General features: G+C 46.1%; 19 protein-coding genes. 17 read left to right on the forward strand and 2 right to left on the reverse strand.

Translation table 11 applies throughout. The features are described 5' to 3' along the window. Positions 1–132 precede the first annotated feature (132 nt). From LROSL1_RS03445 to LROSL1_RS03480, 8 genes are all read left to right on the forward strand, one after another. Positions 133–1581, forward strand: a complete 1449-nt coding sequence (locus LROSL1_RS03445; RefSeq protein WP_178913772.1) for a helix-turn-helix domain-containing protein — start codon at positions 133–135, stop codon at positions 1579–1581. Between the two features lie 324 nt (positions 1582–1905). Next, complete coding sequence (locus LROSL1_RS03450; RefSeq protein WP_178913773.1) at positions 1906–3057, forward strand: WxL domain-containing protein; 1152 nt, start codon at positions 1906–1908, stop codon at positions 3055–3057. Between the two features lie 111 nt (positions 3058–3168). Beyond that, positions 3169–4608: a helix-turn-helix domain-containing protein gene (locus LROSL1_RS03455; RefSeq protein ID WP_178913774.1), complete on the forward strand. Its 1440-nt coding sequence runs from the start codon at positions 3169–3171 to the stop codon at positions 4606–4608. Positions 4609–4923: 315 nt separating this feature from the next. Then, positions 4924–6516: a hypothetical protein gene (locus LROSL1_RS03460; protein ID WP_178913775.1), complete on the forward strand. Its 1593-nt coding sequence runs from the start codon at positions 4924–4926 to the stop codon at positions 6514–6516. 48 nt (positions 6517–6564) lie between these two features. After that, positions 6565–7362 (forward strand): WxL domain-containing protein, encoded by a 798-nt coding sequence (locus LROSL1_RS03465; RefSeq protein ID WP_178913776.1) that lies wholly within the window; start codon positions 6565–6567, stop codon positions 7360–7362. A 34-nt stretch (positions 7363–7396) separates the two neighbouring features. Further along, positions 7397–8431: a DUF916 and DUF3324 domain-containing protein gene (locus LROSL1_RS03470; RefSeq protein ID WP_178913777.1), complete on the forward strand. Its 1035-nt coding sequence runs from the start codon at positions 7397–7399 to the stop codon at positions 8429–8431. 136 nt (positions 8432–8567) lie between these two features. Continuing rightward, positions 8568–8789, forward strand: a complete 222-nt coding sequence (locus tag LROSL1_RS03475; RefSeq protein WP_017260551.1) for a hypothetical protein — start codon at positions 8568–8570, stop codon at positions 8787–8789. Positions 8790–9228: 439 nt separating this feature from the next. Continuing rightward, positions 9229–14667 (forward strand): KxYKxGKxW signal peptide domain-containing protein, encoded by a 5439-nt coding sequence (locus tag LROSL1_RS03480; protein ID WP_178913778.1) that lies wholly within the window; start codon positions 9229–9231, stop codon positions 14665–14667. A 98-nt stretch (positions 14668–14765) separates the two neighbouring features. Here the strand turns inward: LROSL1_RS03480 and LROSL1_RS03485 are convergent, their stop codons facing one another. Further along, positions 14766–14984 carry a hypothetical protein gene (locus tag LROSL1_RS03485; protein WP_178913779.1) on the reverse strand — a complete coding sequence of 73 codons (219 nt, stop codon included), beginning with the start codon at positions 14982–14984 and terminating at the stop codon, positions 14766–14768. Between the two features lie 191 nt (positions 14985–15175). Then, the gene (locus LROSL1_RS03490; protein ID WP_178914915.1) at positions 15176–15751 is read right to left on the reverse strand and encodes a nucleotidyltransferase family protein; all 576 of its coding nucleotides are present in this window, start codon (positions 15749–15751) and stop codon (positions 15176–15178) included. A 121-nt stretch (positions 15752–15872) separates the two neighbouring features. Between LROSL1_RS03490 and LROSL1_RS03495 the strand changes: the two genes are divergently transcribed. From LROSL1_RS03495 to LROSL1_RS03535, 9 genes are all read left to right on the forward strand, one after another. Next, positions 15873–16655 carry a DUF4931 domain-containing protein gene (locus LROSL1_RS03495; protein WP_178913780.1) on the forward strand — a complete coding sequence of 261 codons (783 nt, stop codon included), beginning with the start codon at positions 15873–15875 and terminating at the stop codon, positions 16653–16655. Further along, the gene (locus tag LROSL1_RS03500) at positions 16633–17343 is read left to right on the forward strand and encodes a hypothetical protein (RefSeq protein ID WP_178913781.1); all 711 of its coding nucleotides are present in this window, start codon (positions 16633–16635) and stop codon (positions 17341–17343) included. The genes LROSL1_RS03495 and LROSL1_RS03500 overlap by 23 nt, the downstream gene beginning before the upstream one ends. Before the next feature lie 43 nt (positions 17344–17386). Beyond that, entirely contained in the window at positions 17387–17881 is a 495-nt protein-coding gene (locus LROSL1_RS03505; protein ID WP_178913782.1) for a hypothetical protein, read from the forward strand. Between the two features lie 832 nt (positions 17882–18713). Continuing rightward, positions 18714–19967 (forward strand): tyrosine--tRNA ligase, encoded by a 1254-nt coding sequence (gene tyrS, locus LROSL1_RS03510; RefSeq protein WP_178913783.1) that lies wholly within the window; start codon positions 18714–18716, stop codon positions 19965–19967. Between the two features lie 204 nt (positions 19968–20171). Beyond that, positions 20172–21704 carry an ABC transporter permease/substrate-binding protein gene (locus LROSL1_RS03515; protein WP_178913784.1) on the forward strand — a complete coding sequence of 511 codons (1533 nt, stop codon included), beginning with the start codon at positions 20172–20174 and terminating at the stop codon, positions 21702–21704. Then, the gene (locus tag LROSL1_RS03520) at positions 21704–22729 is read left to right on the forward strand and encodes an ABC transporter ATP-binding protein (RefSeq protein ID WP_017260542.1); all 1026 of its coding nucleotides are present in this window, start codon (positions 21704–21706) and stop codon (positions 22727–22729) included. The genes LROSL1_RS03515 and LROSL1_RS03520 overlap by 1 nt, the downstream gene beginning before the upstream one ends. A 201-nt stretch (positions 22730–22930) precedes the next feature. Next, positions 22931–23200, forward strand: a complete 270-nt coding sequence (locus LROSL1_RS03525; protein WP_017260541.1) for a hypothetical protein — start codon at positions 22931–22933, stop codon at positions 23198–23200. A gap of 836 nt (positions 23201–24036) precedes the next feature. Then, a complete protein-coding gene (locus LROSL1_RS03530; RefSeq protein WP_178913785.1) occupies positions 24037–24699 on the forward strand; it encodes a TetR/AcrR family transcriptional regulator in 663 nt (220 codons plus the stop codon). Between the two features lie 132 nt (positions 24700–24831). Next, a complete protein-coding gene (locus LROSL1_RS03535; RefSeq protein WP_178913786.1) occupies positions 24832–26166 on the forward strand; it encodes a dihydrolipoyl dehydrogenase family protein in 1335 nt (444 codons plus the stop codon). The last annotated feature ends 18 nt before the right edge of the window (positions 26167–26184 follow it).

Genomic DNA, 26184 nt, shown 5'->3' on the forward strand with positions numbered 1-26184 from the left:
AGAAAAAACGGTTAGTTGAGTTGACGAACAGTAAAGTTTTAAGAAAGTGTTCCACTATTGATGACGGTAGTTACTTGTTTCCGTTTGAAAATGTCTGGCTGTGATAAGCTGGGCGCACTTGGAGGGAGCAGGATGTATAAAGAAGATTTACTGAACAAACGTGATCGACTGGCGTACCGGATTATTTTGGATGTTTACCTGCAGAATGGGGTGACCACGTTGGCAGGCATCAGTCAGCGACTTCAGATACCACTGTCCAGCGTCAAACGTTATTTGGCGGACTTAGTACATAATCTGTCGCCGTGGACGAGTAGCCAAAAAGTTCGTTTTGAGGTTAATGGTACTAAAGTGATTTTCCAGTTATTGGGAGCAGTCACAATTGATGACTTGCTTGTTAAACAGCAACTGCAGACGGCTGATAACGTGGTATTACTCAAATTTTTATATCAACACGGACTGCGTTTCCGAGCGCCTCAATTGATGAACGTAATGCATGTGAGCGAGGCATCACTGTATCGTAAGTTAAAAACACTTAACGCGTTGCTGGCGCCTTTTGATTTGCACGTAACAAACGGACAACTAGTTGGTGACTTAAGTCAGTTGCATTTTTTCTACTTTAATTTCTGGCGAACAATTGGTGAACGCCTCCCTGTTAGCAACGATTTCGACGTAATGAAACAGTGGCTTGTTAATGAAGGTTTTCGTTTAGATGACCACATGGTTGATCGACTTCAAGACTGGTTAGCCATCATGCAACAAAGTGTGACCAATCAGTGGTCATATCGACGTGAAGCTTCATTAAATAGTCAGCGATTGATGCGGCAAACACCAATCTTTGAACGTTTGCAAAGAGAGTCTGAATGGTCAATAGCAAAACGGCAGGCGATATTATTGTTCATCTTGTTACACAGTGAGTTTATGTTTACAGACCAGATGTGGCAGTCGCTATTTTTATCTAAAGAAACGGCAATCGTCAGGTTAGTGCGATTGGTAATTACCTGTAAACAGGCACTACGTGAAGCTTGGTCGGGCGTGCCATTGCCGGAAATGCTCACAGGGCAGCGACTTGCCGGTATTTTCATTGTTCCAATGGTGACTGCTGGTGACGTGCAAATCTTTGATGACATTAGCTTCCATTATTTCACGAGAGCTTTTTTCCGAAATACGGACCGGCAAGCTTTTGACTGTGTACAGTACCAATTGACACACACGGCAAGTTCTTGGATCAATCAATTTGCGCGACGTCATTGGCCGTATATTGAACGTCGTTTGTGGCCTTATCTAGTGATTCAATCACGGCGAGTGGCACTTCATGTTGGTCTGGCACTAGGATTTTCAACGACGGTGACGCAGTTTGCCAAACGGGCGTTAATGGATGTCCTGACACAAACGTTGGCCGTAACAATCAGTGATTATCAGGTTGGGACAGCATTCGATCTCATTGTTGTAAACGATCGGACTGCTTCGATAATTTCGGAGCTAACCGACACGCCAACTGAAAAGATTACGGAGTTGGGCACGGAACGGGATTATCAGCGAATCGCGCATCGGTTAAGAACTTTATTAGAAAAACGTGTTTGACCGATAGCGGCCTCGTGAGTCGAAATGTTTGCTCAATTAGTGAACGATGTTATGGACGATAACGATCGATTGAAATGCCATTTATTCCGGTATAACAGTGTTTACTGACATTAAATCACTAATGGAAGACAGACCTTTGTGGCCTGTTTTTTTGACCGAAAGACCGACCGGGAAGAGACTGATGATCGCTGGAAAAATACGTTTTTTCACTCATTAATGGCCATTTTAAGAACCAAAAATGAGCGCTAAAAAGAACGCCTTTCCGATAAAATAAACAACGTGAATAACGTTTGCCGAAGTTTCGCGTTAGGAGGAGAGGGTAGCATGACCAGCAAGAAATGGCGGCTGGCGATAGCGTTAGCAAGTTTTATCACCAGTTTAACGTTGCTGTCCAATCCGGGTCTAGCGGCACCGGTTGCCGATTCTCAGAGAAGTGATCAACAGCCCAGCATGCAACAAATGCAAGTCTTACAATCTGCAATTGGATCACGTTTGCCCGCAAGCGTCATCAGCCAGACGTCCAGCGAGGACTCGGTAGCGAGCAGCTCGGATCTTGACGGTCGCAGTATGTCGACAGCTAATCAGGACCGATCAGCTGTCAATGACAAAAAGGTGGCAGCGAGTCGTGCTGTTGCGAGCACTGGACTGCCGATTTCGTTTGATATGAAGCCGGTGTCCCGCAATCCAATTACGTTTAACGGCAATGATGTCACGGTGCCGATGCTCATAGATATTCCTAGAACCGGGACGGTTAACTTTTATGTAATGTTCTGGTGGGGAATCAACCAGTGGGTGGGGCGGCGAACGTTTACCAAGACGGGCGAGCAGCAGCCAGTTAATTTTGTTATCCCCGAAAACGTCATTCCGCGTGATAACTCGGTTCATACAGTATCTTTATTTGCGACGGATGAATCTGGTCACCAAACTGGGTTAATTAATTTAATTCTGTTATCAAACGTTTCCGGCGAGCAGAATGGTGCGCTGAAAGTGGTGGCACCTGGCAATATCAATTTTAATCAGGGCCAGGATAAATTGACCGTTGATGAGGCATGGGGCCATCAGTTACCAGCCACGATTGAAGGGCCACAAGGAATGGATCAAAACGGCATTGGTGACAATCGTTTGGCGGTGCTGGATACGTATGCAAAAAAGCAAAAATGGACGTTGACCGCAATGGCGACGCAACCATTAACTGGACCGGATCGTGAGCCACTGACAAATGCATTGTTCTATGCGCGTAATGGCAAGCATCAACCGATTGAAGGTACTTCAGCATTGGTGGCGACGAGCAATGACTACACTAGCGAAGCCGTTAATGATGCCAACAATGTGGGGCGTGGTCGACAAACCAACATTTCGGGACACTGGGATCGTAATAACGGTCTTTTTCTGGAAGTGCCGTATGGCATTGGCGGTGGCGAGACATATAGCACCACCATTACATGGACATTGACAGCCGGCGTGCCGAATCAATAACTCCCCATTTTTAGCCTAGACACACTCGCGCATTCGTGTGGGTGTGTCTTTTATGTTGTATGGACTGGTATTGAGCTGATGTGAATTGATTGAGTTAAGGAAGTGAACAAGATGGATCGAACTGAATTATTGAATCAGGGTGACCGTCAGGCTTATCGAATCCTTGAGAGCATTTATTTAGCAGATGGTCAGACAAATCGAGCGGCTCTCATGAAAACGTTAGGTTTGTCACCGGCGACATTGAGCCGCCATTTACAAAAGATTGTGGATACTCTCCAACCATCGATTGACGAAGGCGCCCTGACCTTAACGTTTGATCAGACACAGGTATCGTTTGCAATGCAAGGCAAGGTGACGCTAGATGGACTGATGTTTGATGAGCAGGTGTTGCGGGCGGATACGTATCAGATTTATTTATATCTCTATCAGCATGAATTTCATTTTCAAACTTGGCAGTTGGCCAATACACTACATTTAAGTGAGAAAACGACAGCACGAAAAGTAGCTAAAGCCAATGCATTGATTAAGGAGTTTGGCTTGAGCATTTATCGCGGTGAACTAAGGGGCTCATTGTTTCAGGTCACTTGGTTTTATTACAAGTTGTTTCGTGAGCTTCATGTCAAACAATTGGGAACGGCGAATCACGATCTGTTGATCAGGCGACTGGCAAATAGCGGCCTTGAGATAGATGAATCAATGACCGACCGGTTGACTCAATGGTTAGCTGTTATGGATCATGTCCACGTCAGTTTTGCCCAGTTTAGTAGCCAAGTGTCCGCGTTGGATGAACAACTTACCAATGGGACAAAATTGAAGGCGGTGGTTGATCGGACTGCGTTACAAATGACGGAGAGCGAACGGGAAAACTTAACGTTGTTCCTAATCCTTCATAGTGGAACGGTGATTGCAGATACGCAGTTAGACGATTGGATTGGTATAACCAGACCGGAAAATCGCGACTTATATGATAACTTACGGCGAATCCAGCTGCATTTTGCTCACGTCAAAGATATTCAGCAAATCGTCCATATTAGCGTGGCACAATTATTTAGCTTATTAGTGGTCCCAATGATTGGGATTGGCAGTATTGATCATTTTGATGACTTGAGTTTTGAGCATGCGTTGACGGTGAATATGCCTTGCAGCGGTGCGGCCGCGATGGCGCGTTTAAAAACGACCCTACTTGGCACAACGACGGGAACAGTTCACCAAATCATTGATGATCACTGGCGTTATTTGTCGCAGTATTTATTGCCATTTTATGCGTTGCTGACTTCGACTACCCGACCGACGCGGCATATCGGGTTGGCTCTCGGCACGAGTCGGGAATTGACAACGCTGTTTGCCAAACGACTGATGAGTGTGCTGGAACCGGTTGTTCATGTTTCCTGGGAACTGTACGATGAGCACAATCATTATGACCTGATTGTTGTTAACGAGCAGAACAGACAGTCGATTCAAGAAGGACAAGCATGCTATGAAATCTCCGCGTTAGGAAATGAAGGCGATCTAAAAGCCATTCTGGAACAAATGGTGGCAACAGCAAGTTAACTGCAATCGGCTAGCTAGTGTTCAACGGGATGAGTGACTAATCTAAAATGTTTCAATTCCCACATACGGGAATTGAAACATTTTTTGTCTGTAAAATTCTGCCTGAGGATGTGACATAGGTTTATTTGAAAAGAACAATGGTTGTTGTCAAATCGCATTGTGTCACAGTTTACCGCCCCTAGCGATAATAAGTTTGTTAGCTGACTAAAATTAAATTGCCCATTTTTGAAATCGTGTTGATCAAACTTGACGGTTTGTTAATGGCGTTAATCAGTACAATTTAGTCATTCAGTAATCGAGAAGGGAGTGCAAGAGATGATACGTTGGCGCCGCCTCAGTTTGGTAAGCATATTGTTCGTTATCATCGCACTATTCATTAGTCCTAACCACCAGATTAGTGCCGCCAGCGGACCGGTCGTGACTTTTACCACGCAAGTTCAAAATGATCCGAACAAGCTTCAGTTCACTACGGAGAACGACAGTGACCAAGAGGCAACAGTAACACTGATGTTGCCGGCTCAACTGGTCGCGGACGCGACTGGTCAAGACCGCCCCAAAATTGCTTGGAATGCACAGAAGACACAAGCAACATTGCGGCTGGCTGCTCACCAAACACAACGCTGGGTGGTTCCTGTTATTTCGCAGGTAGCGGGGACAGGAATCGTTCAGATGGTGGATGAGCAACACCATCAACTAGCCCTGCAAACAGTGACGGTATCCCCACCACAGAGTGCTAGCGATTTGATTTCCAGCGACAGTCAGAGCAGCAGTAGTTTACAGTCAAATGCCAGTAATAGTAATAACGTTGATCGTTCGAGTGTTCAGACAGATGCCACTGGTTCAAAGACGGCATCAGATAGTAGCCAACAGGCTGGAACAAGTACGTCCAGTAGACAACCAGGTCAGAAACAACGTGACTCAGCACAAGATAAAGTTAACCAGTCGAGTAGCAAAATTGCTGAATCGGCCTCGACGGTATCTCAAACGGAATCGTCCGCCAGTGCTTCTGAGAAAACGATAACGTCTGGTCGGCAGGCCAAGCCATCCCCAACAGAGCGTGCGGGTACGAGCACGACTGCGCCGGTGATTGATTATGGCGATCCAATCAGTGGGAACTACATTAATTACACAGGTGGCTCATTGTCGTTGCCGGTTTACCTAACTGCGCCTAAAGCAGGCCGTTACTTAGTTTATTTGGAATTGTGGTCGAACCGGTATCAGGAATTCGCTGAAATTACGGTGACAGGGGCCACGAATCGACAAAAATTCACGGTAACGATTCCGGCAGAGTACATGCCACAATACAGTGATCAAATTTCCGGTTTTAATTTATATGCTAGTGACGAAAGCAATAACTTTAGTGACCCGCTACATTACGTATTGACACTGGACGTACCAGACCAGCCGGCTGACGGATTGACCGTCACAGCACCCAATGCGATCACGTTTAACCCGACAGACGAGCCAATTGATGCTGAAATGATCTGGAATCAGAAACTGCCCGCCCGAATTATACCTACAGACAGCGATGCGCTTGGCGCGAATACCCTGAGTGTGATTGACGGTCGTGAAGATACGCAACCATGGATGTTAACCGTTTCAGCGGATCAGTCACAACAATTGACAGGATCAGACCACGATGTGTTACAAGATGCGATGCATTATCTGCACAACGGACGAGATTTACCGATTAATAACAACCAGGTATTGGTGACCACGCAGGGTGAGTATCCAAGCGAGTCCATTCATGATGTGGATTATCACCTATATACAACGGTTACGAATGTTTCTCGAAATTGGAACGCCAACACCGGCCTGTTTTTGGAAGCCGCAATTGGCACCGGGGGAGGTGAGGCTTATTCAGGAAGTCTGACATGGCACGTAACAGATGGTGTCGCAAATAATTAAATTACTTGAACCAAATAAAAATCATTAATGAAAAGAAGGAGCATTAATATGTCATTATCAACAAAAATTAAACTCTTTTCCGCTCTTGGCCTGGCTGTAGCTGGTCTTGGCATGTCAGTGCCGACCGTTGCGATGGCCGCACAAACATCAACCGCAACGACGCACGCAACTGTAGCGTTCACACAGGATGATCAAACGCCTGAAGCACCGGTTGATCCAGAAGATCCGTCTAAGCCCGGGGATGGTAATAATCCAGGGACTGGTAACACCGGGGCTTTGACGCTGGACTATGTTTCAAACTTTGATTTTGGTGCGCATAAAATCTCACCATCAAAGCAAACGTATATTGCGTCGATGGATAATGCCAATAAGACGGCTAACTTCGCTCAAGTGACGGACAAACGTGCCGGTGATCCAAAGGGTTGGACCCTCAAAGTGACTGAAAAAGGTCAATTACAGAGCGCCAAAGCCCAGAAGGCGCTGACGGGCGCGCAAATTAGTCTGACTGACTCACGTGCCGGCAGTGGACTTGGATTGCCAGCTAACCAAGTGAATGTTACTGACCAAACCTTGACGCCCGACAATCAGGCCGTTGTGATGAATGCACTCGCTGGCAGTGGTTATGGTCTCTGGACTGACGCCTGGGGGAGTAAGACAAATCCGGGAGTTAAGCTGACCGTCCCAACCGGTGCCTACCCTGAAGAAGACACTTATACAACAAGCTTGAATTGGTCACTGGAAGATATTCCAACTAATGGCGGTGGCAATCAAAACCCAAATTCCCCAACCCCGACGACGGTTCCGGGTGGGGCTCAGGGGGCAGTTAATGCCGACCAAGGTGACTAGCAACGGTGTAGGTTAATATTTAGGAGTGAATGAAATGACGCAAAAGAGAATCGATATTCGCTGGCGATGGCTGTTAGGCCTGTTCGTCGCGGTAACGACCCTGTTGTTCGGCATTCACGCTTCGGCAGACGGGCTGGCCTTTTCGGTACAGCCCGTTTTACCGACTCAACAGGTAAATCAAAAAGTGACATACTTTGATCTCAAAATGAACCCCAGCGAAAAAACAACGTTGATCGTCAACGTTCATAATAATAAGAAAACGCCCCTCCATTTAAGTGCTGGATTGGCGCAGGCGACCACGAATTTAAACGGCGTTGTGGAGTATGGGCAAAACAAGCAGCAGTTGGATAAGCGGGTGCCAGCCAAGTTTGCCAAGGTGGTGGTGTTACCAAAGAAACCGATTACGATTGATCCTAACGGGGATGGTCAAGTTCGGATGCAGGTGACCATGCCAAAACAGCGTTTTAATGGCCAACTGGCTGGTGGTCTGACACTGAGCGATGCCGATGCAAATGCTAACACAGTGTCAGCAAACAAACGGCAGGCAGTGGCCATTCAAAACCAGTATCAGTTTGTCGTGGCGATTGTGCTACGCAACAACATCGCCAAAGTGACGCCCAAACTGTCATTGGGGACTGTTAAGCCGGGGCAAGTAAATGCGCGCAATGTTGTAAATGGTGCGATTCATAATGAAACGGCAACCTTTATTAATCAGCTAAAGGTAACCGGTGAGGTAAGCAGAGTTGGCAGTAAAACGGCTCTTTACACCACTAAACAAGTGGGGTATCAGCTATCTCCCAATGCCATCATGCAATTTCCTGTATGGCTGAAAGACCGATCTTTAAGTGCAGGTCATTACAAGTTGACGGTGACGGCCGTTTCACAAAAAAGACGATGGCAGTTTAGCAAAACGTTCAAGGTGACTGGCCAAAAGGCCCAGCAGTTGAATCAATCTTCCGTGGAAGTGAAGCCAGATAACACCTGGCGAAACGTCGCCATCGGTGCAGGTAGTGGTGCTACCATATTGGCCGGATTACTGGCCTGGGCCGTTATTCGGCGGCGTCATTAATTGGTTGTCGTTAGTCACTTTACGAATTAACCCAGCAATAACAAAGAATTAATAATTTAATTTTAGTGAAAGCGTTCACACACTCGCCCTTATTTGTTACACTATTGGTACATTAGGAGATGGGGAGTGACGCGTCATGATAACGAATGTAGAAGATTTTTTACCAGTACTAAAAGGAGTACTCAGAGGGTCATTTAGTGATGATCGAGAGCTGGTTGGAGGCGTTGTATCCCGTTTGCAAGATTCTGACACCGTTCACTATGGCGTGACTCGTTGGCGAGCCAAAGATACACAAGACCATGAGTTTACTTTTAAGAAAAATGAAGACGGAACGTTTACGTATTTGTACAAACATTAAACAAATTAGATAGACGTTAACAGGGCGTGTGCCAATGGATTTTTCCATAGTGGTACGCCCTTTTTTGTGCTTTGGCGTGTTTAAACAAAATTGTTAGTAACTAAATGTTAAGGAAATGTTAAGAATATAATTGACAAAAAAGACTGTCAATTTGCTGGATATTTTACTGACTAAAATTTGTTAATCGGTAAAGCATTCCAAAATCGCAACAAAAGCCATTATATAGACGTTTATTAAGGACGTTAATTAATTAAATTGTGTGCAACCGTAATTTGTCCCAATCCGCTAGCAAACGGGGCAAACACAATCGCTTTACAATAATATTCTGGAGTGATTATAATCGATAAATAGATATAACTGAATTACAATTTAAGACTTAAAAAATTTTGTATATTAGGTTGTTAAGGTAGTCAAAAAAGAGTGGGAGGTTGTTGCTAAAATGACTGAAAATCGCCTAGGCCGTATTCCCGACACACAGAAGCAACATTATAAAATGTATAAGGCTGGTAAGCAGTGGCTTTTTGCTGGCTTAACTTTGCTGACCTTTGGGCTAGTCGAGGCAATGACTCAGGATGATGTACATGCCGATCAGACACCGGCGACTGTTCAAACCCAAGCTGGTTCCGCGACTGCTGCCAATACTTTGTCAGCTGGCTCTGCAGTGCTTTCAACTGCTGGTAGCCAAGCGAAAACAACCAGTCAGGCAAGTGCTCAAAGTGAACAAAGTGGCAGTCAAACGTCGGCGGCAACCTCTGCTTCCTCAGAGACTGCCAAAAGTGACACAACGGCTAGTCAATCGAGTAAAACGACCGACTCAGAATTGACTTCCCGGGCCACACTTAGCAACGTTTCTAGTGAGAGCGTCCCTGCATCTGCACCAGCGCAAACGCCTGGAACGGTGACAAATACGTTGATTAACCCTGCCACATTAGGCTCCCGGGCAACGTTAAGTGATGCCACCAGTGCGGCTTCCACAGCTAGCTCAACCGTTAGCCCCAAGCCTGCTAGTGCTGCCAGTCAAACAGAAACAACGTCTGTTAAAACCAATGCGGTAGCACCAACAACGACTGCCAGCGCAACTGGTAAAACAGTCGCTGCATCGACAGAAACTAAGCAAACCACGGTAGCCGCCGCAACCAGTGATCAAACGAGTACGGCATCACAAAGTTTGACAGTGGTCAGCGTTGCTGCCGCAACAACTAATGAAGAATTAAATACAATTAAGGCGTCTTTGGCCGCTACAAGTCAACCAGCTGAAATTGTTCGGATGGACGCGACGACAGGCACAACCGCGGGTACTACTGGGACAACTCCCGACACTACAGGTACAACAGGTACCACCAATGCAACAACTGCGACACCATCTAGTGAATACACGGCGGCTGCAAATGCGGCGGCTACAGCTGCCAGTAATGCGGCTACGACTGCCAATGATAATTTGACAACGGCTAATGCTACACTAGCCGGCATTCAAGCGGCAGCGGCAACCGATGTTAATCAGAATAATATGACAGGATTGTTGGCATCCGCCACCGCAGCTCAGACAGCAGCAAAAACTGCCGCAGATGATGCTGCCGCTGCTTTTAAGTCAGCTCAAGACTTAGCAGCTTCAGCGGCTTCAGCAGAAGTAGCAGGTAATGCTACTTCTGCCCAGGGCTTTGCTGATCAAGCACAGGCGCAACAAACTGCCGCAGAAGCAGCTCAGGCTAAAACTGCCGCTCAGTTATCAACATTGAATACTTTAAAGACACAGGCGAGTCAGAAGGCAGTTGATGATAATTATGCTGCTACAGGTGCGTACGCGACAGCTGCCAAGAATGCGGCTACTCAACAAAACACCGCTCAGACCAACCTTACAGATGTCGCGCAGAGTGCTGCCAATTTAAGTGGTAAAGATTTACAAAATGGCAGTGTTACAGCGGCGACAGATAGTACCAACGCTGCTGCAGCGGCTACCAGCGCAGCATTGGCCGAAACTTTCGCTAACCTCGCTAGTGGACTTGGAGATGCCACTGGTTTGGCAAAGTGGGCAGGTGTAGCCTCAGCAGAGGCCGCAAAAGCTACAGCATTAGCAGATAAAACAGCATTAGCCCTGGCAAATGCGAAACAAGGTTTGAGCAAAATCCAGAGCTGGGTTGATGCCGACAGTACGGCTGCTCAAATTGCAGCTAACAGTGCGGCTGTTGAGGCGAACAATGCAGCCGGTGAAATTCCAAAGGTTACAGCTGCTAACACACAAACGCAAAGTAATGTTTCTATGACTGAAGGAATTGCGAATACAGATGTGCATAATAGTGACGTTGTAGCCGATAAGGAGGCTGCTATTGCTAATGGTGCCCAAGCAAGCAACTTCATTTCACAAGCCCAAACAGCGAGTGAGGCCGCTTCAAAGTACGCCAGTCAAGCCGCTAGCGCTGCGGTGCTGTATGATCAAGCTGCTGCCAAAGGTTTTGCGGATCAGGCTGCAGCACAAAACAAGCTCGCCTTAGAATATACTAGTCAGGCTAATTCATTAGCCAGTGCTACCACGTCAGCGTACGCCAATGTAAAGAGTGTTGTTACTTCGGATAGCACTGCAGCTAGGCAGGCGGCTGATTCTGTCATTAACACGCATCAATATGCGTCCGGTACGGTGAATACAATTAGTGACCAAGTAAAGGCTGTTAATGATTATGTTACACAAACCAATTCATTGATTAGCGCTGAACCTGCTCTGGCATCTAATGCAGCAATTAGTAAAGCACTCAGCGCAATGAACAGTGCTCAGATAAAGGCAAATGGCCAGTATGTTCAAGCACATCAACAGTACACAGATATCTATCCTTTCATGGTAGATAATGCAGTGTCCGCAGCGGCAGAAAATGATGCTACTTCGGCGTACTATTATGGTCATGATGGTGGAACAGTACTTAACTCTCTATTTACCGAATTTTTATCGAATGCAAATGCAATGGAATCATTAGCTAATTCTGTCACTGGACTGGTGTCCAATCAAGCTATTATTGACAGTACGGCCGCATCACAACAGGTGAGTTCTGTCACGATTGCCAACCAAGATATTAGTAATCGTGTCTCATCAATGTCTTCGAATGTCAATAGTATTCATTCATATGCTAGCGACGGAGGGTCATTGGCCGCTACTGACCTTAAAAATAGTGCCGTCCAAAATTACAACAAAAAGATGAATGACTTTTCACAGGCTGCTTCCGGAGTTGCTAGTGGTATGGTTAGCGCTGAGTCAACTGTTAAAAAATTGGAATCTGAAGCGTCTGATGCTGCCCTTAGTAACGATAAAGTAGGCGCGACAAGTTATGCTAATAAAGCCTTACTACTAGCTAGCAATGTGGCAGTGATGCAGAACACACTAGATAATATTCGTGACCAAGCTTCATCTGCATACACGTCAATTTCAAATGCGGTTAAAACGGACTCAATTGCGGCGGCAAATTACGCTGCGTCTGCGTCTAGTGCGTATAGTGCCGTCAACAGTGTTGCCAACACTGTTGATCCGACAGCGAGTGCAAATGCTAATTCTGCGGCTCAAAGTAGTTTAGCAAATCTAGGTGCTTCTGACACGAGGAATGATAAAGTTCAGGCAAGTATGAAGAGTTTGCAGTCGTTGCAAGCGTCATTAGCGATTGCAAATTCAACGATGCAAAGTTTGAATGCGGCAGCTTCGAACTACTCTGCCGCCGCAAGTAACGCGGCATTAAGCAATGATGTAAGTTTGGCCAGTTCGTATGCAGCAAGCGCAGAGGATATGCAATCTTCGGCGAGCTCTGTTGCTACAAGTGTTGCCAACCTTGCTTCGAGTGTTGCCGCTGGTTTGGCGGCCTTAACTGCGACAGTGAAGGCGGATAGTGAAGCCGCCGCCGCTTCGGCTAAAACCGCCAGCACCGCTGCAGACAACGCATCAGGGTATAACAAGACGGCCTCCGATGCATCTAAGACTGCCAGTGATGCGAATACATCAGCGCAGAGTGCGGCATCCACTGATAAATCTGATACAACTGTTCAAAACTGGGCGACATCAGCTGCTGCTGCACAGTCAACGGCTGCTTCAGCAGCTGCAGTGGCTAGTGGTGCAAGCTACTATGCCAGTGAAGCAATTTCGGATGCTGCGTTGAATGACGCTAAGGGAGCTGCTGAAGCTGCCGCCTCTGCAGTTTCAGCTGAAAAGGTTGCTTCTGAGGCTGCAAGTACTGCTGCGTCTGCGGAAAAGGTTTTGCAGGATTTGAACGGTTCAATTGCAGCTAAAGTAAAAACGGACTCTCAAGCAGCCTCAGAAGCCGCCGCAAGTGCCAGCGCTGCCGCTTCTACTGCTAACTCCAATGCAAGTGCCACGAATTCGTCAACGACGAGTGCAAGTAACGCTGCTACTAGTGCAACAAGCGCTGCTAAAACAGATTTGACGAACAGTGCAGTTCAGTCAATGGACAAGCAGAACCAGGATTCATTGGCAGCATTAAGCACTCAGAACTCCACGGCATTATCTGCTGCGTCAATTGCTAAGAGCTATGCGGATGCTGCTTCAACGGCAGCAACCACAAATGACAGTGTGACTGCAGCATCTGACAAGGCATCGGCTGAAAGTGCTGAAAAAGTTGCTGCTAATGCCACAGCTTCTGCAAACACCTTATTGGGACAAGTTAACCAAACGAACTCTGCCATCAACAAAGCAGTTAGCATCGATTCCACGGCTGCAAGTTCATACGGTAGTACTGCTACCAGTGCAGCTAAGTCTGCTGATCAGGCTAAGAGTGCGGTTACCAGTGCAACTCAGTCGACACAGCAAAGTGCGACGGTAGCTGCCAGTCAGGCGGCAACGGATCAACAAAACAGCACCGTTCAATCACTTGCCAATGAAGCTAATTCATTGATGACCCAGTTGAACAGTACTGAATCGGCGGCTACTTCTGCAAATCTGTTGGCTAGTGCCGCTGAGTCTAGCGCGCTAAGTGCTGCTAAACTGAATGACCCGAAGACGGCTAGTCAGTTTGCCTCAGAAGCTCAAAGTGCACAGTCAGTGCTTGCTGGTTTGAGTGCCGCTGCGGCTCAGTTCAGGAGCCGGGTTGATGCAACGTTTGAAGATATTAACAAGGCAGTCAACAAGGACCACCATGATGCAAGTGTGGCAGCCAGTGAGGCCGCTTCTGCCGCATCGAAGGCCGCTAGTGAAGCATCTGCCGCTCAAAGCAATGCTGAACGGTTAGCAAGTTTAGCTAACCAGGCACACAGTCAAGGTCAGTCTTCACTTGAAAATAAGGCCCAGTCCTTAGTTGACCAAGCTAATAGTGCTGCTAGTGCAGCTGACTCATTAGCCAAACAGGCTGCTGAAAATGAGGAACTTGCTAAGCAAGCGCTGGCCGCTAATGATCCGGCACTCGCTAAGAAGTATGCTGACGCTGCTAGTCAAGCATTGGAACAGTCCGACAAGCTACGTGAGTTTGCGGACAGTCTGACTGCTCAGGCTGCTGATATTGAAGCTCAGTTAAAGGCATTGCTGCCACCGAAGACAGCTGGTGATCCAACTGGGAACGATGGTAGTTCAGATCCAGCTGCAATGGGTGGTTCCTCATCCACAAATGGTGGTTTGAGTAACGGTCAGTTGTCGGTCAACGGTGGCACGAGTAACGGTCAAGCATCAACTGCTGGTACTGGTGTGGCTACAACAGGAGTCAACGGTGCACGTGGTTACAATGGTCAGCTGACTAATGGTAACCGGACGTCATCACCTGATGACCCACAGTATGTTGGGCGGCACTTACCAGACACAAACGAAGCGAGTGAACTTGAAGCGCTGTTAGGTATTCTTGGTTTAACAACGTTGATTGGTTGGTTTGGTCTTCGTCGTAAGTACGATTCACCGAAACACTAAAATAGTATTACCAAACATCAAAAGACCCATCATCGTTGGCCTGTAACGAATTGTTGCAGCTACGATGATGGGTCTTTTTAGTGTGCAGTGTGGCCGTGCTAATCGTGCCGAATTTCCCACTGACTGGTCTTAAAGGTGCACGGTTCCTGCCGTGTTCGGGTGAGCACAAACGCAACGGCACCAAGTTGTTGTCGTGCATTTGGCAAATAGTATTGGGGGAGATGCGTTTGTTGATCAGCATCGATCAGGGCAATGGATTCACAGTCATTGATAATCTTTTTAACTTTTGTTTGACGATTAACGAGTACGAGTTGCATGTGAAATCACCTCACGTTCATTGTAAGCATAGGACGACACGCCATGAAACGGCATCAAAGCCTGTTTCGAAACGCAAACTTTGTCCGTTTTCCGATGTTTGGTTGGTAAACCTGTTAAACGAGCTCGATTATCGTCAGTGTAGCATGGTTACAAACGGAGATAAAATAACGTGCTTGCTATTGTTGTTTTCCTAGTGGATTGAAATGACAAGTTGGGGCCATTTTTGCTGCCACTGCTTTTCTGCCATTCGTTGTTTGAAAATCGCCAGGTGAGCGGTGTCTTGTTGATATGCTGGGACAGGGCGGCAGACAAAGTTTAGCAAGTCCGCCACGCCGTGTGGTGCAATCAAACGAAGCTGACTTGAGTCATCTAGGTAGGCACCGACACAGGTAGGGGTTTCAACAAAATGACCGATCGCATCTGTGACTGAAGTGAATGGTGGCATGTCGGTGAAGTTGTGAGTGTTCATGTACACCTCATTTTTAACTTGCCAATCGTATTGGGGCAACTGTTTTGTCAATTGGGCCTGAATTGTAAAGTTATCTTCATAGGGGCGTTTGGGATCGAAAAAGACGACGTCGATATCAGATGACAGTTGAACGGGTTGATGGCTCAGCACCTGCCACACCGTGTTACGGATACTGCCGGCAGCCAGCGCGCCTTGCTTCAGATGTTGATCGGCAATAGCGTGCAAAATGGCCATCAATTCTGGAGTACATTGAATAATATTTAAGACTTGTTGAGCTTGTTCATTTTTATTTTTCATCATCTCAGTGTAGCATGTTTGAACGGTTATGCCGAAATGCCAAACTGGAGTAATACTGGATGAGGCGATCCGCGGTATAATTACTGGAAAATACACTGTTAGGTTGATGCGGAGGAAACACATGACACAGGAACAACTTTCGTTTATCACACATGTTGCCCAGGGAAAACCAGAAAACATTGTTCATCAGAATGCGGCGTGCCCATTTTGTGATGTTGCACATCTGACCAACATTTTGGATCAGGAAGCGGATCGAATATGGCTCGTGAACAAGTTTCGGGTGTTAGCTGATACGCTGCAGACAATCATCATCGAATCCAGCAATCACCGGGGCGATTGGTCAAACTACGATCCGCAGACAGCCGCCGCAATTATGAATTTCTCGTTACGTAAATGGTCAGAAATGAAACAAGATCCACAGTACAAATCCGTAATCATGTACAAAAACTATGGACCACGCTCTGGTGGGTCGTTGGCCCATCCCCACATGCAGATTATTGGCCTCGATAAAGTGGATGGTTACGCTCACGTAACGCCAGCTAATCTTGCCGGTGAACCATTTTTGAACTTGGGCGACGCTGAACTAGCTGTCGCCAACGAACCGTTGTTAGGGTTCCTCGAATTTAACGTGCGGATTCCTGGGATAAAGGCCGCTGTGGATTTGGCTAAAGCGGTACGTGTATTGACTCACTATATTCTGACGGATTACTTTCATGGCCGTTGTGATAGTTATAACTTGTTTTTCTATAACGTTCAGGGTGGTGCGATTATTTGTAAAGTAGTGCCGCGCTTTAATGCTTCACCACTGAGCGTGGGGTATTTGGTACCACAGGTTTTTCAGGAAGATCGTATTGCTGCAATTGGTCAGGAGGTAATAGCACATGCCCACACCTATCTTGGATGATTATGCAGTGACGATGCTACAACACGATTATCAAGCAAATCTGCCGGACACATTTATGGGTGACTTTGATTTGTCGCCAGCGGACAGTGAGTGGTTACTGACAGATAAATTTGCCTTGCTATGTGGCGTCATTGTCGATCAATCTGTGCCTGCAAACAGAGCTTGGCAACTGCCGAAACGGTTGCGAGAACGGATCGGTAAACAGAATTGGACGGCCGCATGGTTTGCTACCCATCAATCGGAATTATTGACGGCGATTGAAACAAAGCCAGCATTACACCGCTTTCCTAAAACCATGGCGCAGAACCTAGCCAGTTTAGGTCAAACCTTGGACAGGGAGGCAAACGGTGATGCCGAAAAATTCATTTCAACTACTACTCATGAAGAGCTGGAGGCCCGTTTGTCAGTCATTCATGGCATGGGACCCAAAAAGGTGAATGCATTAGCACTGATTATCGTGCTAGACTTAAGGCAGTCACTAATGGGGATGGATAAAAGCAAGGCACTTTTTGATGTCCATTTGGCGCGTATTTTGAGCGATTATTTGCACCGACCAGCGACGGCTGCGATTGCCAATGTCGTTTGTCAACAGATAGATCCGGCAATGCCGGCCCGCGCAGCCACTTATTTATGGCGGTTGGATCGTCAACACAGAACGTTGGCTTCGATCATTATGCAGTCCCGCTAGTTAAAAAGGACGATAAACGAAATTTATTACTGGAGGCACTAACATGAAAGTTACACATCGTAATTTAGTTACAGAACCAGCTCGTCAATTATTTGGACTCCCATACAAGAAGCAGGAACATGGTTCATATAACTATGCCTGGTTAGACTGGGAAACAACCGATAAGTTCAAACAATTGGAAACTATCAACAAACCCTTAGATCCTGCCAAAATCGGTCTATTAGTTATTGATGGTGACGAAACAACTTACTGGATCGGCAAATGGTTCCGTAAGGGTCAAAAGGTGCCAGAAGGATTCCAAGCCATTGCGGTGCCAGAAAGCTCTGCTGCTGTTGCGTGGGTTAACGGCAATCCGGACACTGGCGATTTGTTTGGTCAACGGGCAATGGAAACGGCGCACCAAGAACTCGTGACCCGTCACATGATGACGGAGGACGACTGGACTAACTTGACGTACGTTTATGAACGTTACGATCCACAACGTTTCCAGCCTGAAGAGAATCCGACGACACTTGACTATATTTTCTATGTGAAATAGGTTTCGCATAGTATTAACTGCCGCTTATGGTTGTTAGCATTGGAAGACCGGCGTGGGACCGGTTCAAGCCTTCGTAAACCGGGGATCTTTCACTTCGCCTTTGTTCCAATGCTGACGCCCTGCAGCTCTGTTTAGTTCATTGCTAAAACAAAAGCGAATTCCGATTCTGGCCAGCTATCACACGGATTGTTGTGTTTGTCCGTAGTCTAATGATTACTGGATAATGTGTATTTAATTTGGTACCTAGGGTTTGTCTGTTATTGCTTGAATGTAGCTGGCGGGCGCTGATATTGAAACGGAGTTGTGAAAGTGGCGTTAACCCAGTGGGTTTGCTGGGTTTAGGCCACGGACGAGCTTGAAGACTCGGGTTTGGAGGCTTCAAGTCGAGGTCGAAGACCGCAACGCGGGCTAAGACCGGTCCGCACAACGGAGTTTCAATATCAGCAACCAGAAGCGGAAGCATCCCCAAACAAGACAACCCTTTTTGAAATCCATGGTTGACATCAACGCCAATCAGTCAGTACAATGACAACAATATTTGATAGCGAAAACGTGGTCGTTAGTGTCGAAACTGACAACCAAGTAGTGCCTTCAATCCCTCCCCAGAGAGCCGGTGGTCGTGTGAACCGGCAATATTGAAGCCATGAAGTACAGCGTTTGTGATCGTTATCTCGGCGCGCCCCGGTATCGGTGAAGAGTGATTGCAGTAATGCAATAACTTGGGTGGTACCGCGGAATAAATTCGTCCCTTGTCAACTTGGCTAATGTTAGCCAGTGACGGGGACTTTTTTTGTGCCTTAAAAAAATGAAAAAATGAGAAGGAGAATGCAAAATGAATATTATTGATGAACTAAAGTGGCGCGGTGCGATTAACCAAACCAGTGATGAAGAAGGCTTACGTGAATTAACTGACAAGAAGTCAATCGGTTTGTACTGTGGGATTGACCCAACTGGCGATTCGATGCATATCGGACATTTGATTCCGTTTATGATTTTGAAACGGTTCCAATTGGCTGGTCATAAACCAGTGATCGTTATCGGTGGCGCGACTGGTTCAATTGGTGACCCATCCGGTAAGAAATCTGAGCGGGTTCTACAAACAATGGATCAAGTGCACCACAACCAAGAGGCTTTGCGTGGTCAAATGGTTAAGCTATTTGGTGAAGATCAGTTCCGGTTAGTGAATAACTACGATTGGTTGTCCAAACTGTCATTGCTGGATTTCCTGCGCGATTACGGTAAGTTATTCAACGTTAAGACAATGCTCAACAAAGAAGTTGTGGCTTCCCGTTTGGAAGTGGGGATTTCCTTTACCGAATTCACTTACCAAATCCTGCAATCCATCGATTACTTAACTTTGTACCGTGAACAAGATGTGCAGTTGCAAATCGGTGGTGGTGATCAATGGGGCAACATCACGGCTGGTTTGGACTTGATTCGTCGTGTGGAAGGACCAGAAACACCAGTCTTTGCACTAACGATCCCACTGTTGCTGAAGGCTGACGGCACGAAGTTTGGTAAGTCTGAAGGTGGCAACGTTTGGCTTGATCCTGAAAAAACAACTCCTTACGAATTTTACCAATTCTGGTTAAACCAAGATGACAATGATGTTGTGAAATTCCTGAAGTACTTCACGTTCTTGGATGAAGACGAAATTAATGATCTGGCTGAACAAGTGAAGAAGGAACCTTGGAAGCGGGCGGCACAACGTCGCTTGGCTGAAGAAGTGACTAAGTTTGTCCACGGTGACGCAGCTTTGAAACAGGCCGAAAAGATTACGCAAGCATTATTCTCTGGCGATGTGAAGGAATTAAGCGCTGACGAGATCGAACAGGGATTCAAGGCTTTCCCAAGCGTTGAAACGACTGGCGCAACTCAAAATATTGTCGACTTTTTGGCAGATAGCGGCATTGAAAAATCACGGCGGCAAGCTCGTGAAGATGTGACAAATGGCGCCATTACTATTAACGGTGACAAACAAACATCTGTTGATGCAGACGTAGATCCAAAGGCAATGTTCGACGGCAAGTTTGTTATCGTGCGTCGTGGTAAGAAGCGCTATTTCCTTGCTCGCGTAAGTGATTAAAAATAAATCGTCAATCTCACAAGCCTTTTGTTTAGGTCTTGAAAATAAGTAAGTTTATAATTAAGCACGCTATAAATAGTGTGCTTTTTTCTTATTGTTTGACAAACGTATGTTCGACTTGTAAAGTAAATGTTGCGTTTATCAGAACGAGCTGTGAAGTTTTAAAGCACAGAATTTCACATCGGAAAACGAGGACTTATACTTATGGATGCTTTTTTTCAAACGCTGGTTGATCGGCGGTTAGCACTGTTAACTGCGTTGTGGCAACACATTGAGATTTCACTGGTGTCACTGCTGATTGCGATGGCCATTGCCATTGCATTGGCCATCTGGGCAACGCATCACAAACGATTTGCGGCATTTATGTTGCAAATTGCCGGTGTGTTGCAAACCATCCCGTCACTAGCCTTATTGGGATTATTGATTCCCATTGTTGGGATTGGTACCGTCCCAGCGGTCATTGCGTTGGTCATTTACGCATTGCTCCCGATTTTTCAGAATACATACATCGGGATTGATGACATTGATCCTTCTATTGAAGAGGCTGCTGATGCATTTGGCATGGGGCAAACGCGCAAACTATTTAAGGTTGAATTGCCAATTGCTGCTCCGGTGATTATTTCCGGGGTTCGTCAAGCGTTAGTCATGATTATCGGGACTGCAACGTTAGCTGCCTTGATTGGTGCTGGTGGTTTAGGGACCTTTATCCTATTAGGGATTGACCGAAATGACACCGCGCTGACGTTAATTGGAGCCATTAGTTCGGCGTTGTTGGCGATTATTTTGAGCTGGCTCATTAATCGTTTGCAACACATGCGTCCACGCTATCTAATTGGTGGCCTGGTTGTCTTGCTGCTCGGTATCGGTGGTGTCGGTGTTGCTAACGCCGTTCGTCAACCAGCCGACAACATTACGATTGCTGGTAAGCTTGGCTCTGAACCAGACATTTTAATTAATATGTATAAAGACTTGATTGAACAGGACAACAAACATGTTCATGTCACGTTAAAGCCCAATTTCGGGAAAACGAGCTTTCTATTTAACGCCTTGAACCACAATCAAATCGATATTTATCCGGAATTTTCGGGCACTATTTTGGAAAGTTTGGTCAAAACGCCACAATCTGATAAGGGATTAACGGCCAATCAAACGTATCAATTGGCACAAAAGGACATGCAACAACAATTTAAGCTCAGTTATTTGAAGCCTATGTCCTACAATAATACGTTTGCCTTAGCTATTCGTGAGCAGGATGCAAAAGCTTGGAATGTTCACACAATTAGTGACTTGCAGACGGTAGAAAATAAATTGAAGCCGGGGATGACGCTTGAATTCATTGATCGCCCAGATGGCTTGCCAGGTGTAAATAAGACATATGGCTTGAATTTGAAGGCTCAGTCCATGGAGCCCAAATTGCGTTACGAAGCCATTCATAATGGCAACATCAATGTCGTTGACGCTTACTCGACGGATAGCGAATTACGACAGTATCATCTGACAACGTTGAAGGATAACAAACATTTCTTCCCGTCCTATCAGGGTGCGCCGTTAATGAAAACTTCCTTAGCCAAGAAGTATCCAGGCGTTGTAAAGAGTTTGAACAAGCTCGCTGGTCATATTTCTGAAAAAGATATGCAGGAAATGAACTATGAAGTTAATGTCGAAAAGAAGTCGGCAAAAACGGTGGCGCGACAATACTTGGTTAGCCACCACTTGCTGAAGGGAGATGCTAAATAATGGCAACTACGGTTGATGAAAACAGCATCAATGAGCTGAAAGACGGCGAACCTATCATTCGGTTTGAACATGTTCAGCAGTCTTTTAACGATAATGTTGTGATTCCAGACTTGAATTTAACCATCAACGCTGGCGAACTATTTGTCCTTGTTGGCACTTCTGGTAGTGGGAAAACGACGACTTTGAAAATGGTCAATCAGCTACAGCCGCAGAGTGGTGGCAAGATTTTTATCAAGGATGAAAACATTACAGACATCGGATTGCAGGAGTTACGGTGGAACATTGGTTACGTGTTACAACAAATTGCGTTGTTCCCAACCATGACTGTCGCTCAAAATATTGCGGTCATTCCCGAAATGAAAGGTGTCAAACGTGAGGAGATTGACGCCACGATTGATCGATTGCTGAATCAAGTCGGTTTAGACCCGAAAAAATATCGGGACCGGATGCCTAGCGAATTATCCGGTGGTGAGCAACAACGGATTGGCATTTGTCGGGCGATTGCATCTGAACCGCCAGTTGTCTTGATGGATGAACCGTTCTCAGCATTGGATCCTATTTCACGGACGCAATTGCAGGATCTGGTATTGGATCTTCATGCAAAGCGGCACGACACGATTATCTTTGTGACCCACGATATGGATGAAGCCCTTAAACTAGGTGACCGCATTGCGGTGATGAGTGAGGGAAAAATCTTGCAAGTGGACACGCCGACTAACATCGCGCAGCATCCGGCCAACCAATTTGTCGAGGCTTTCTTCTCTCAGAGTGTCGCGCACAATGTGTATGACGTGTACGTAGGTAAGATGGTCATGATGGGCTTTTCAGTAGCAACGTTGCCTGACGGGCACACAGCGCCAATTGACATCTCATCTGATAAAACGTTGGGTGAAGCATTTGACGATTTAGCCCACTGCGAGTATTTACGCGTAGTAGATGGTGACCGTCAATTAGGGTTCATCAATGCGCAAAACATCGTCAATTATCTGAGTCAGCGTAAACGTGATGAGGATGAAAATAATTAAATAACTAGATTAAAATGAAGCGACTTCATGTGCGTCAATTGCCGGTGGCAAGCGCATAGAGAGTCGCTTTTTGAATGTGAAAAATAAATGCAAAAATATCTTTCAAAACGGTTGTATCCGAATTGAAAGGTGCTACAATGATGTTGTTGAGAAAGGCGAGTAATCACTCGCTCGACAATTAAAATCAAAGAAGGGATTATCATGTTTGCAACATCATTTTGGATTTTAGCTGTTTGGTTCGTCATTAACTGCATCTGGACATTCTTTGCAACAAGCAATCAGTCATTGATGAAGACATTTGCCTGGATCAATGTCGTCGCGGTTGTCTGGGGGTTCTGGGCTTATTATGGCGCAGCCAGTGTGGCAAGCTTGTCCGGTTGGTTTGCAGCAGTTAACTGGTTGGCGGTTATCTTGGCCATTGTTCAATTCTACTTTGGCTATCGATCCGTTCACTCAGCTAAGCAAGCATAGGTGTTTCACGATTGATTCTTAATGGTTTTTTCTAACTGAATAAAAGACAGATGACATGTTTGCGGCGTGTCATTTTTTGTAGCAATTCGGCAAAACTGATTCATATTTTATTGATGACGGCTTGCCATTGCGCCTGTAAGAGACGCCGTTCCGTGGGGACCGGTTTCAACCCGCAAAGGACGCGGTTTTCGACCTCGATTCTGAGCCACAAATCGTCTCAGAAGTCGTCCCACAACACTAAATGGCCAACTCCATGCCATTAAGTGTTGTCGACACGGAGCTCTGTCTCTTACCGCCTCCACTAGATATATTTTTTGTGCTTGGGTATGTTCAGAAAATAACGGGACAATGTTGCAAATTAGTCACATCATTTGTGAACTTTTTTCTTAGCAATTGAGGCTCAAATGTCCTGGATTTAATCTTTGTATGGTTCAGTCACATAATGCAACGTTTGTTCGACGATTTTGGGACATGAGCGGGAGGGCGCCCGTGTTGAAATCGACGGTGATAGTGTTGTTAATTCGGCGGGTTTGCGAATTTACAACACGGGACGGTCTGGAAAACACGGTTTAGGTGGCTTCCAGGCGAGGCGAAAGACCGTGAACTGCGGGCTTGAGACGGTCCCACAGACGATTTCAAAAAACGGGCAACCGGGAGCGTAAGATTAGTTTCCATATAAAATTTAAATATTATAGGTAACTATGAGACCCAAAAATAATATGTAATAATGGTCTACCGACTAAAAAGACCTGTACTGCAAACGATTTGACATTTTCGGAGCTCATGAGGTCTGCTATGATAGCAGTAGTGAATTTGGGAAAGTGATGGAAAAAATAATGGCAGATAAAAAAATCCTTGATGAATTTCCTGATTTAGTGAACGCAAATAAAAACTTAACGCAGAAGCAAAAGGATGTCCTGATTGTTAGCATCCAATTATTCGCAAAACAGGGCTACGCTAACACGAGTACGCGTCAAATTGCTGAGGCGGCACATCAGTCTGAGGGTACAATGTTCAAACACTTTAAGTCCAAGGCTAACATTTTACGCGAGGCCTTGGATCCAATTGTGCGTGAGGTTGTGCCGGATTTGTTAAACGAATTGGCCAGTGAAGCTATTCGTGAACAAACGGACAACATCCACGACTTTTTCGTTTTCTTTGTCCGCAACCGAATGAAGTTTGCCTCAGACAACGAAGATGCATTGAAAGTATTCCTCAGCGAAATTTTATACAATGCAGATCTACGCGAACAGTACTTATCTATCGCACCAGAACGTTTTTTGAACTCGTTTAAAACGATTATCAAAGCGGCTCAGGAACGGGGACAACTCGTCGACTGGCCGTTCCGAATTATTTTCCGTTATTTGTTGTCTATTTTAGGGAGTTACTTCTTTGACCGCTATATCTTATTTCCGGAGCGAGACTGGGATGATGCGATCGAAGAAAAGTATATGGTCAGTGAACTGGACAAAACCTTGGCCGTTCATCCGGACGATTAAGTTAATTCACACAACGTTGGTATGAGGTTGTTTTGGCTCACAGTTAGAATTAAGACAGAGCATAATACTTTAGTCTCGACGTAAAAATCGGTACACTTTGGTTGCGAATGTTTGAAAGACTGGAGGTAGATTATGACACACGTTGAAACATTAATTATTGGTGGTGGCCCTGGTGGCTTAGCTTTGGCCTACGCCCTTAAAGGGGCTGGTCAAACGGTCGCAGTTGCCGAAGAAAATCTCTGGGGCGGTACATGTCCCAATCGTGGTTGCGACCCGAAAAAGATTTTATTGGCTGCTGTTGAAGCGAAACGTAATGCTGAACACATGGATGGACAGGGCTTGAATGGCGAGCCAACCATTAACTGGTCAGATCTCATGCGAAATAAGTTTGCTTATACGGATGGTATTCCCAGCGGGACGCTAGCCGGTCTAAAGCAGTCCGCCATTACGGCACTCACGGGCCATGCACAGTTTACTGACGATGGTCACGTGATGGTTGGTAGTGAAGAGGTTGTGGCAGATAAAGTCGTGTTAGCAACGGGAGAACGGCCACGCCGGTTGGATATCCCTGGCGCACAGCACGTTGGTACGAGTACCGATTTTCTCAATATGCGTGAGTTGCCGCGCCGAATAACGTTTATCGGTGGCGGCTACATTGCGTTTGAACTGGCCGACATTGCCAACGCCGCCGGTGCTGAAGTTTCACTCGTATTGCATAATGACAAACCGTTGCGTGCTTTTCCTACAAACATGGTGACCGATTTAGTCGCTCAGTTAAAGGCTGCTGGCGTTCATATTTATGAGAACGTTGATGTTGCCGAGGTTAACAAAACTGATGCCGGACTGGTGTTGACGGATGGTCATGATTTTCAATTAACGACAGATGCCGTGATTGGTGCAACGGGTCGAATTGCTAACGTTGATACGCTAAATTTGGCAGCCGTTGGGGTAAAAGCAGACGCTCACGGTGTGCAAGTGAATGATCATTTGCAGACTGCCAATCCGGATATTTATGCGCTCGGGGATGTCGTTGCTAAAAAAACGGTGCCCAAGTTAACGCCAGTTGCTGGATATGATGCCCGCTATCTTGCCGGTCAATTGACAGGGCAGCAATCGAATGCGCCAATTAGTTATCCGGCCATTCCAACGCTGGTCTTTGGAATGCCTAAGTTAGCTAAAGTTGGCGTGGATGTCACGGCTGCAGCAAATGAGTCGTCATTGACGGTCAAAACGATTGACATGACGCATTGGTACACGTATAACCGAATTCATGACGCAGTTGCTAAAGTAACAGTTGTTTTGAATGACAAACGGCAATTGGTAGGTGCCGCTGTTTTAAGTGGTATTGCAGATGAAATGATTAACTATCTGACATTTTTAATTAACCAACACGCCACGGCCAAAACGTTTGAGAATCAAATTATGGCTTACCCATCACCCGCCTCTGACATTGATTACCTCTTGTAAAGTAAAGGAGTACAGCCT

The organism is Furfurilactobacillus rossiae (genome assembly GCF_013394005.1).
Classification (GTDB): Bacteria; Bacillota; Bacilli; order Lactobacillales; family Lactobacillaceae; genus Furfurilactobacillus; species Furfurilactobacillus rossiae.

What these genes read in the sequence shown, in the direction of transcription:
- LROSL1_RS03505 (WP_178913782.1), top strand. Translation starts at nt 17,387, where the DNA reads ATGAAAGTTACACATCGTAATTTAGTTACAGAACCAGCTCGTCAATTA.
- LROSL1_RS03490 (WP_178914915.1), bottom strand. Translation starts at nt 15,751, where the DNA reads ATGAAAAATAAAAATGAACAAGCTCAACAAGTCTTAAATATTATTCAA.
- LROSL1_RS03515 (WP_178913784.1), top strand. Translation starts at nt 20,172, where the DNA reads ATGGATGCTTTTTTTCAAACGCTGGTTGATCGGCGGTTAGCACTGTTA.
- LROSL1_RS03445 (WP_178913772.1), top strand. Translation starts at nt 133, where the DNA reads ATGTATAAAGAAGATTTACTGAACAAACGTGATCGACTGGCGTACCGG.
- LROSL1_RS03495 (WP_178913780.1), top strand. Translation starts at nt 15,873, where the DNA reads ATGACACAGGAACAACTTTCGTTTATCACACATGTTGCCCAGGGAAAA.
- LROSL1_RS03525 (WP_017260541.1), top strand. Translation starts at nt 22,931, where the DNA reads ATGTTTGCAACATCATTTTGGATTTTAGCTGTTTGGTTCGTCATTAAC.
- LROSL1_RS03455 (WP_178913774.1), top strand. Translation starts at nt 3,169, where the DNA reads ATGGATCGAACTGAATTATTGAATCAGGGTGACCGTCAGGCTTATCGA.
- LROSL1_RS03475 (WP_017260551.1), top strand. Translation starts at nt 8,568, where the DNA reads ATGATAACGAATGTAGAAGATTTTTTACCAGTACTAAAAGGAGTACTC.
- LROSL1_RS03470 (WP_178913777.1), top strand. Translation starts at nt 7,397, where the DNA reads ATGACGCAAAAGAGAATCGATATTCGCTGGCGATGGCTGTTAGGCCTG.
- LROSL1_RS03450 (WP_178913773.1), top strand. Translation starts at nt 1,906, where the DNA reads ATGACCAGCAAGAAATGGCGGCTGGCGATAGCGTTAGCAAGTTTTATC.
- LROSL1_RS03480 (WP_178913778.1), top strand. Translation starts at nt 9,229, where the DNA reads ATGACTGAAAATCGCCTAGGCCGTATTCCCGACACACAGAAGCAACAT.
- LROSL1_RS03535 (WP_178913786.1), top strand. Translation starts at nt 24,832, where the DNA reads ATGACACACGTTGAAACATTAATTATTGGTGGTGGCCCTGGTGGCTTA.
- tyrS (WP_178913783.1), top strand. Translation starts at nt 18,714, where the DNA reads ATGAATATTATTGATGAACTAAAGTGGCGCGGTGCGATTAACCAAACC.
- LROSL1_RS03485 (WP_178913779.1), bottom strand. Translation starts at nt 14,984, where the DNA reads ATGCAACTCGTACTCGTTAATCGTCAAACAAAAGTTAAAAAGATTATC.
- LROSL1_RS03520 (WP_017260542.1), top strand. Translation starts at nt 21,704, where the DNA reads ATGGCAACTACGGTTGATGAAAACAGCATCAATGAGCTGAAAGACGGC.
- LROSL1_RS03465 (WP_178913776.1), top strand. Translation starts at nt 6,565, where the DNA reads ATGTCATTATCAACAAAAATTAAACTCTTTTCCGCTCTTGGCCTGGCT.
- LROSL1_RS03500 (WP_178913781.1), top strand. Translation starts at nt 16,633, where the DNA reads ATGCCCACACCTATCTTGGATGATTATGCAGTGACGATGCTACAACAC.
- LROSL1_RS03530 (WP_178913785.1), top strand. Translation starts at nt 24,037, where the DNA reads ATGGCAGATAAAAAAATCCTTGATGAATTTCCTGATTTAGTGAACGCA.
- LROSL1_RS03460 (WP_178913775.1), top strand. Translation starts at nt 4,924, where the DNA reads ATGATACGTTGGCGCCGCCTCAGTTTGGTAAGCATATTGTTCGTTATC.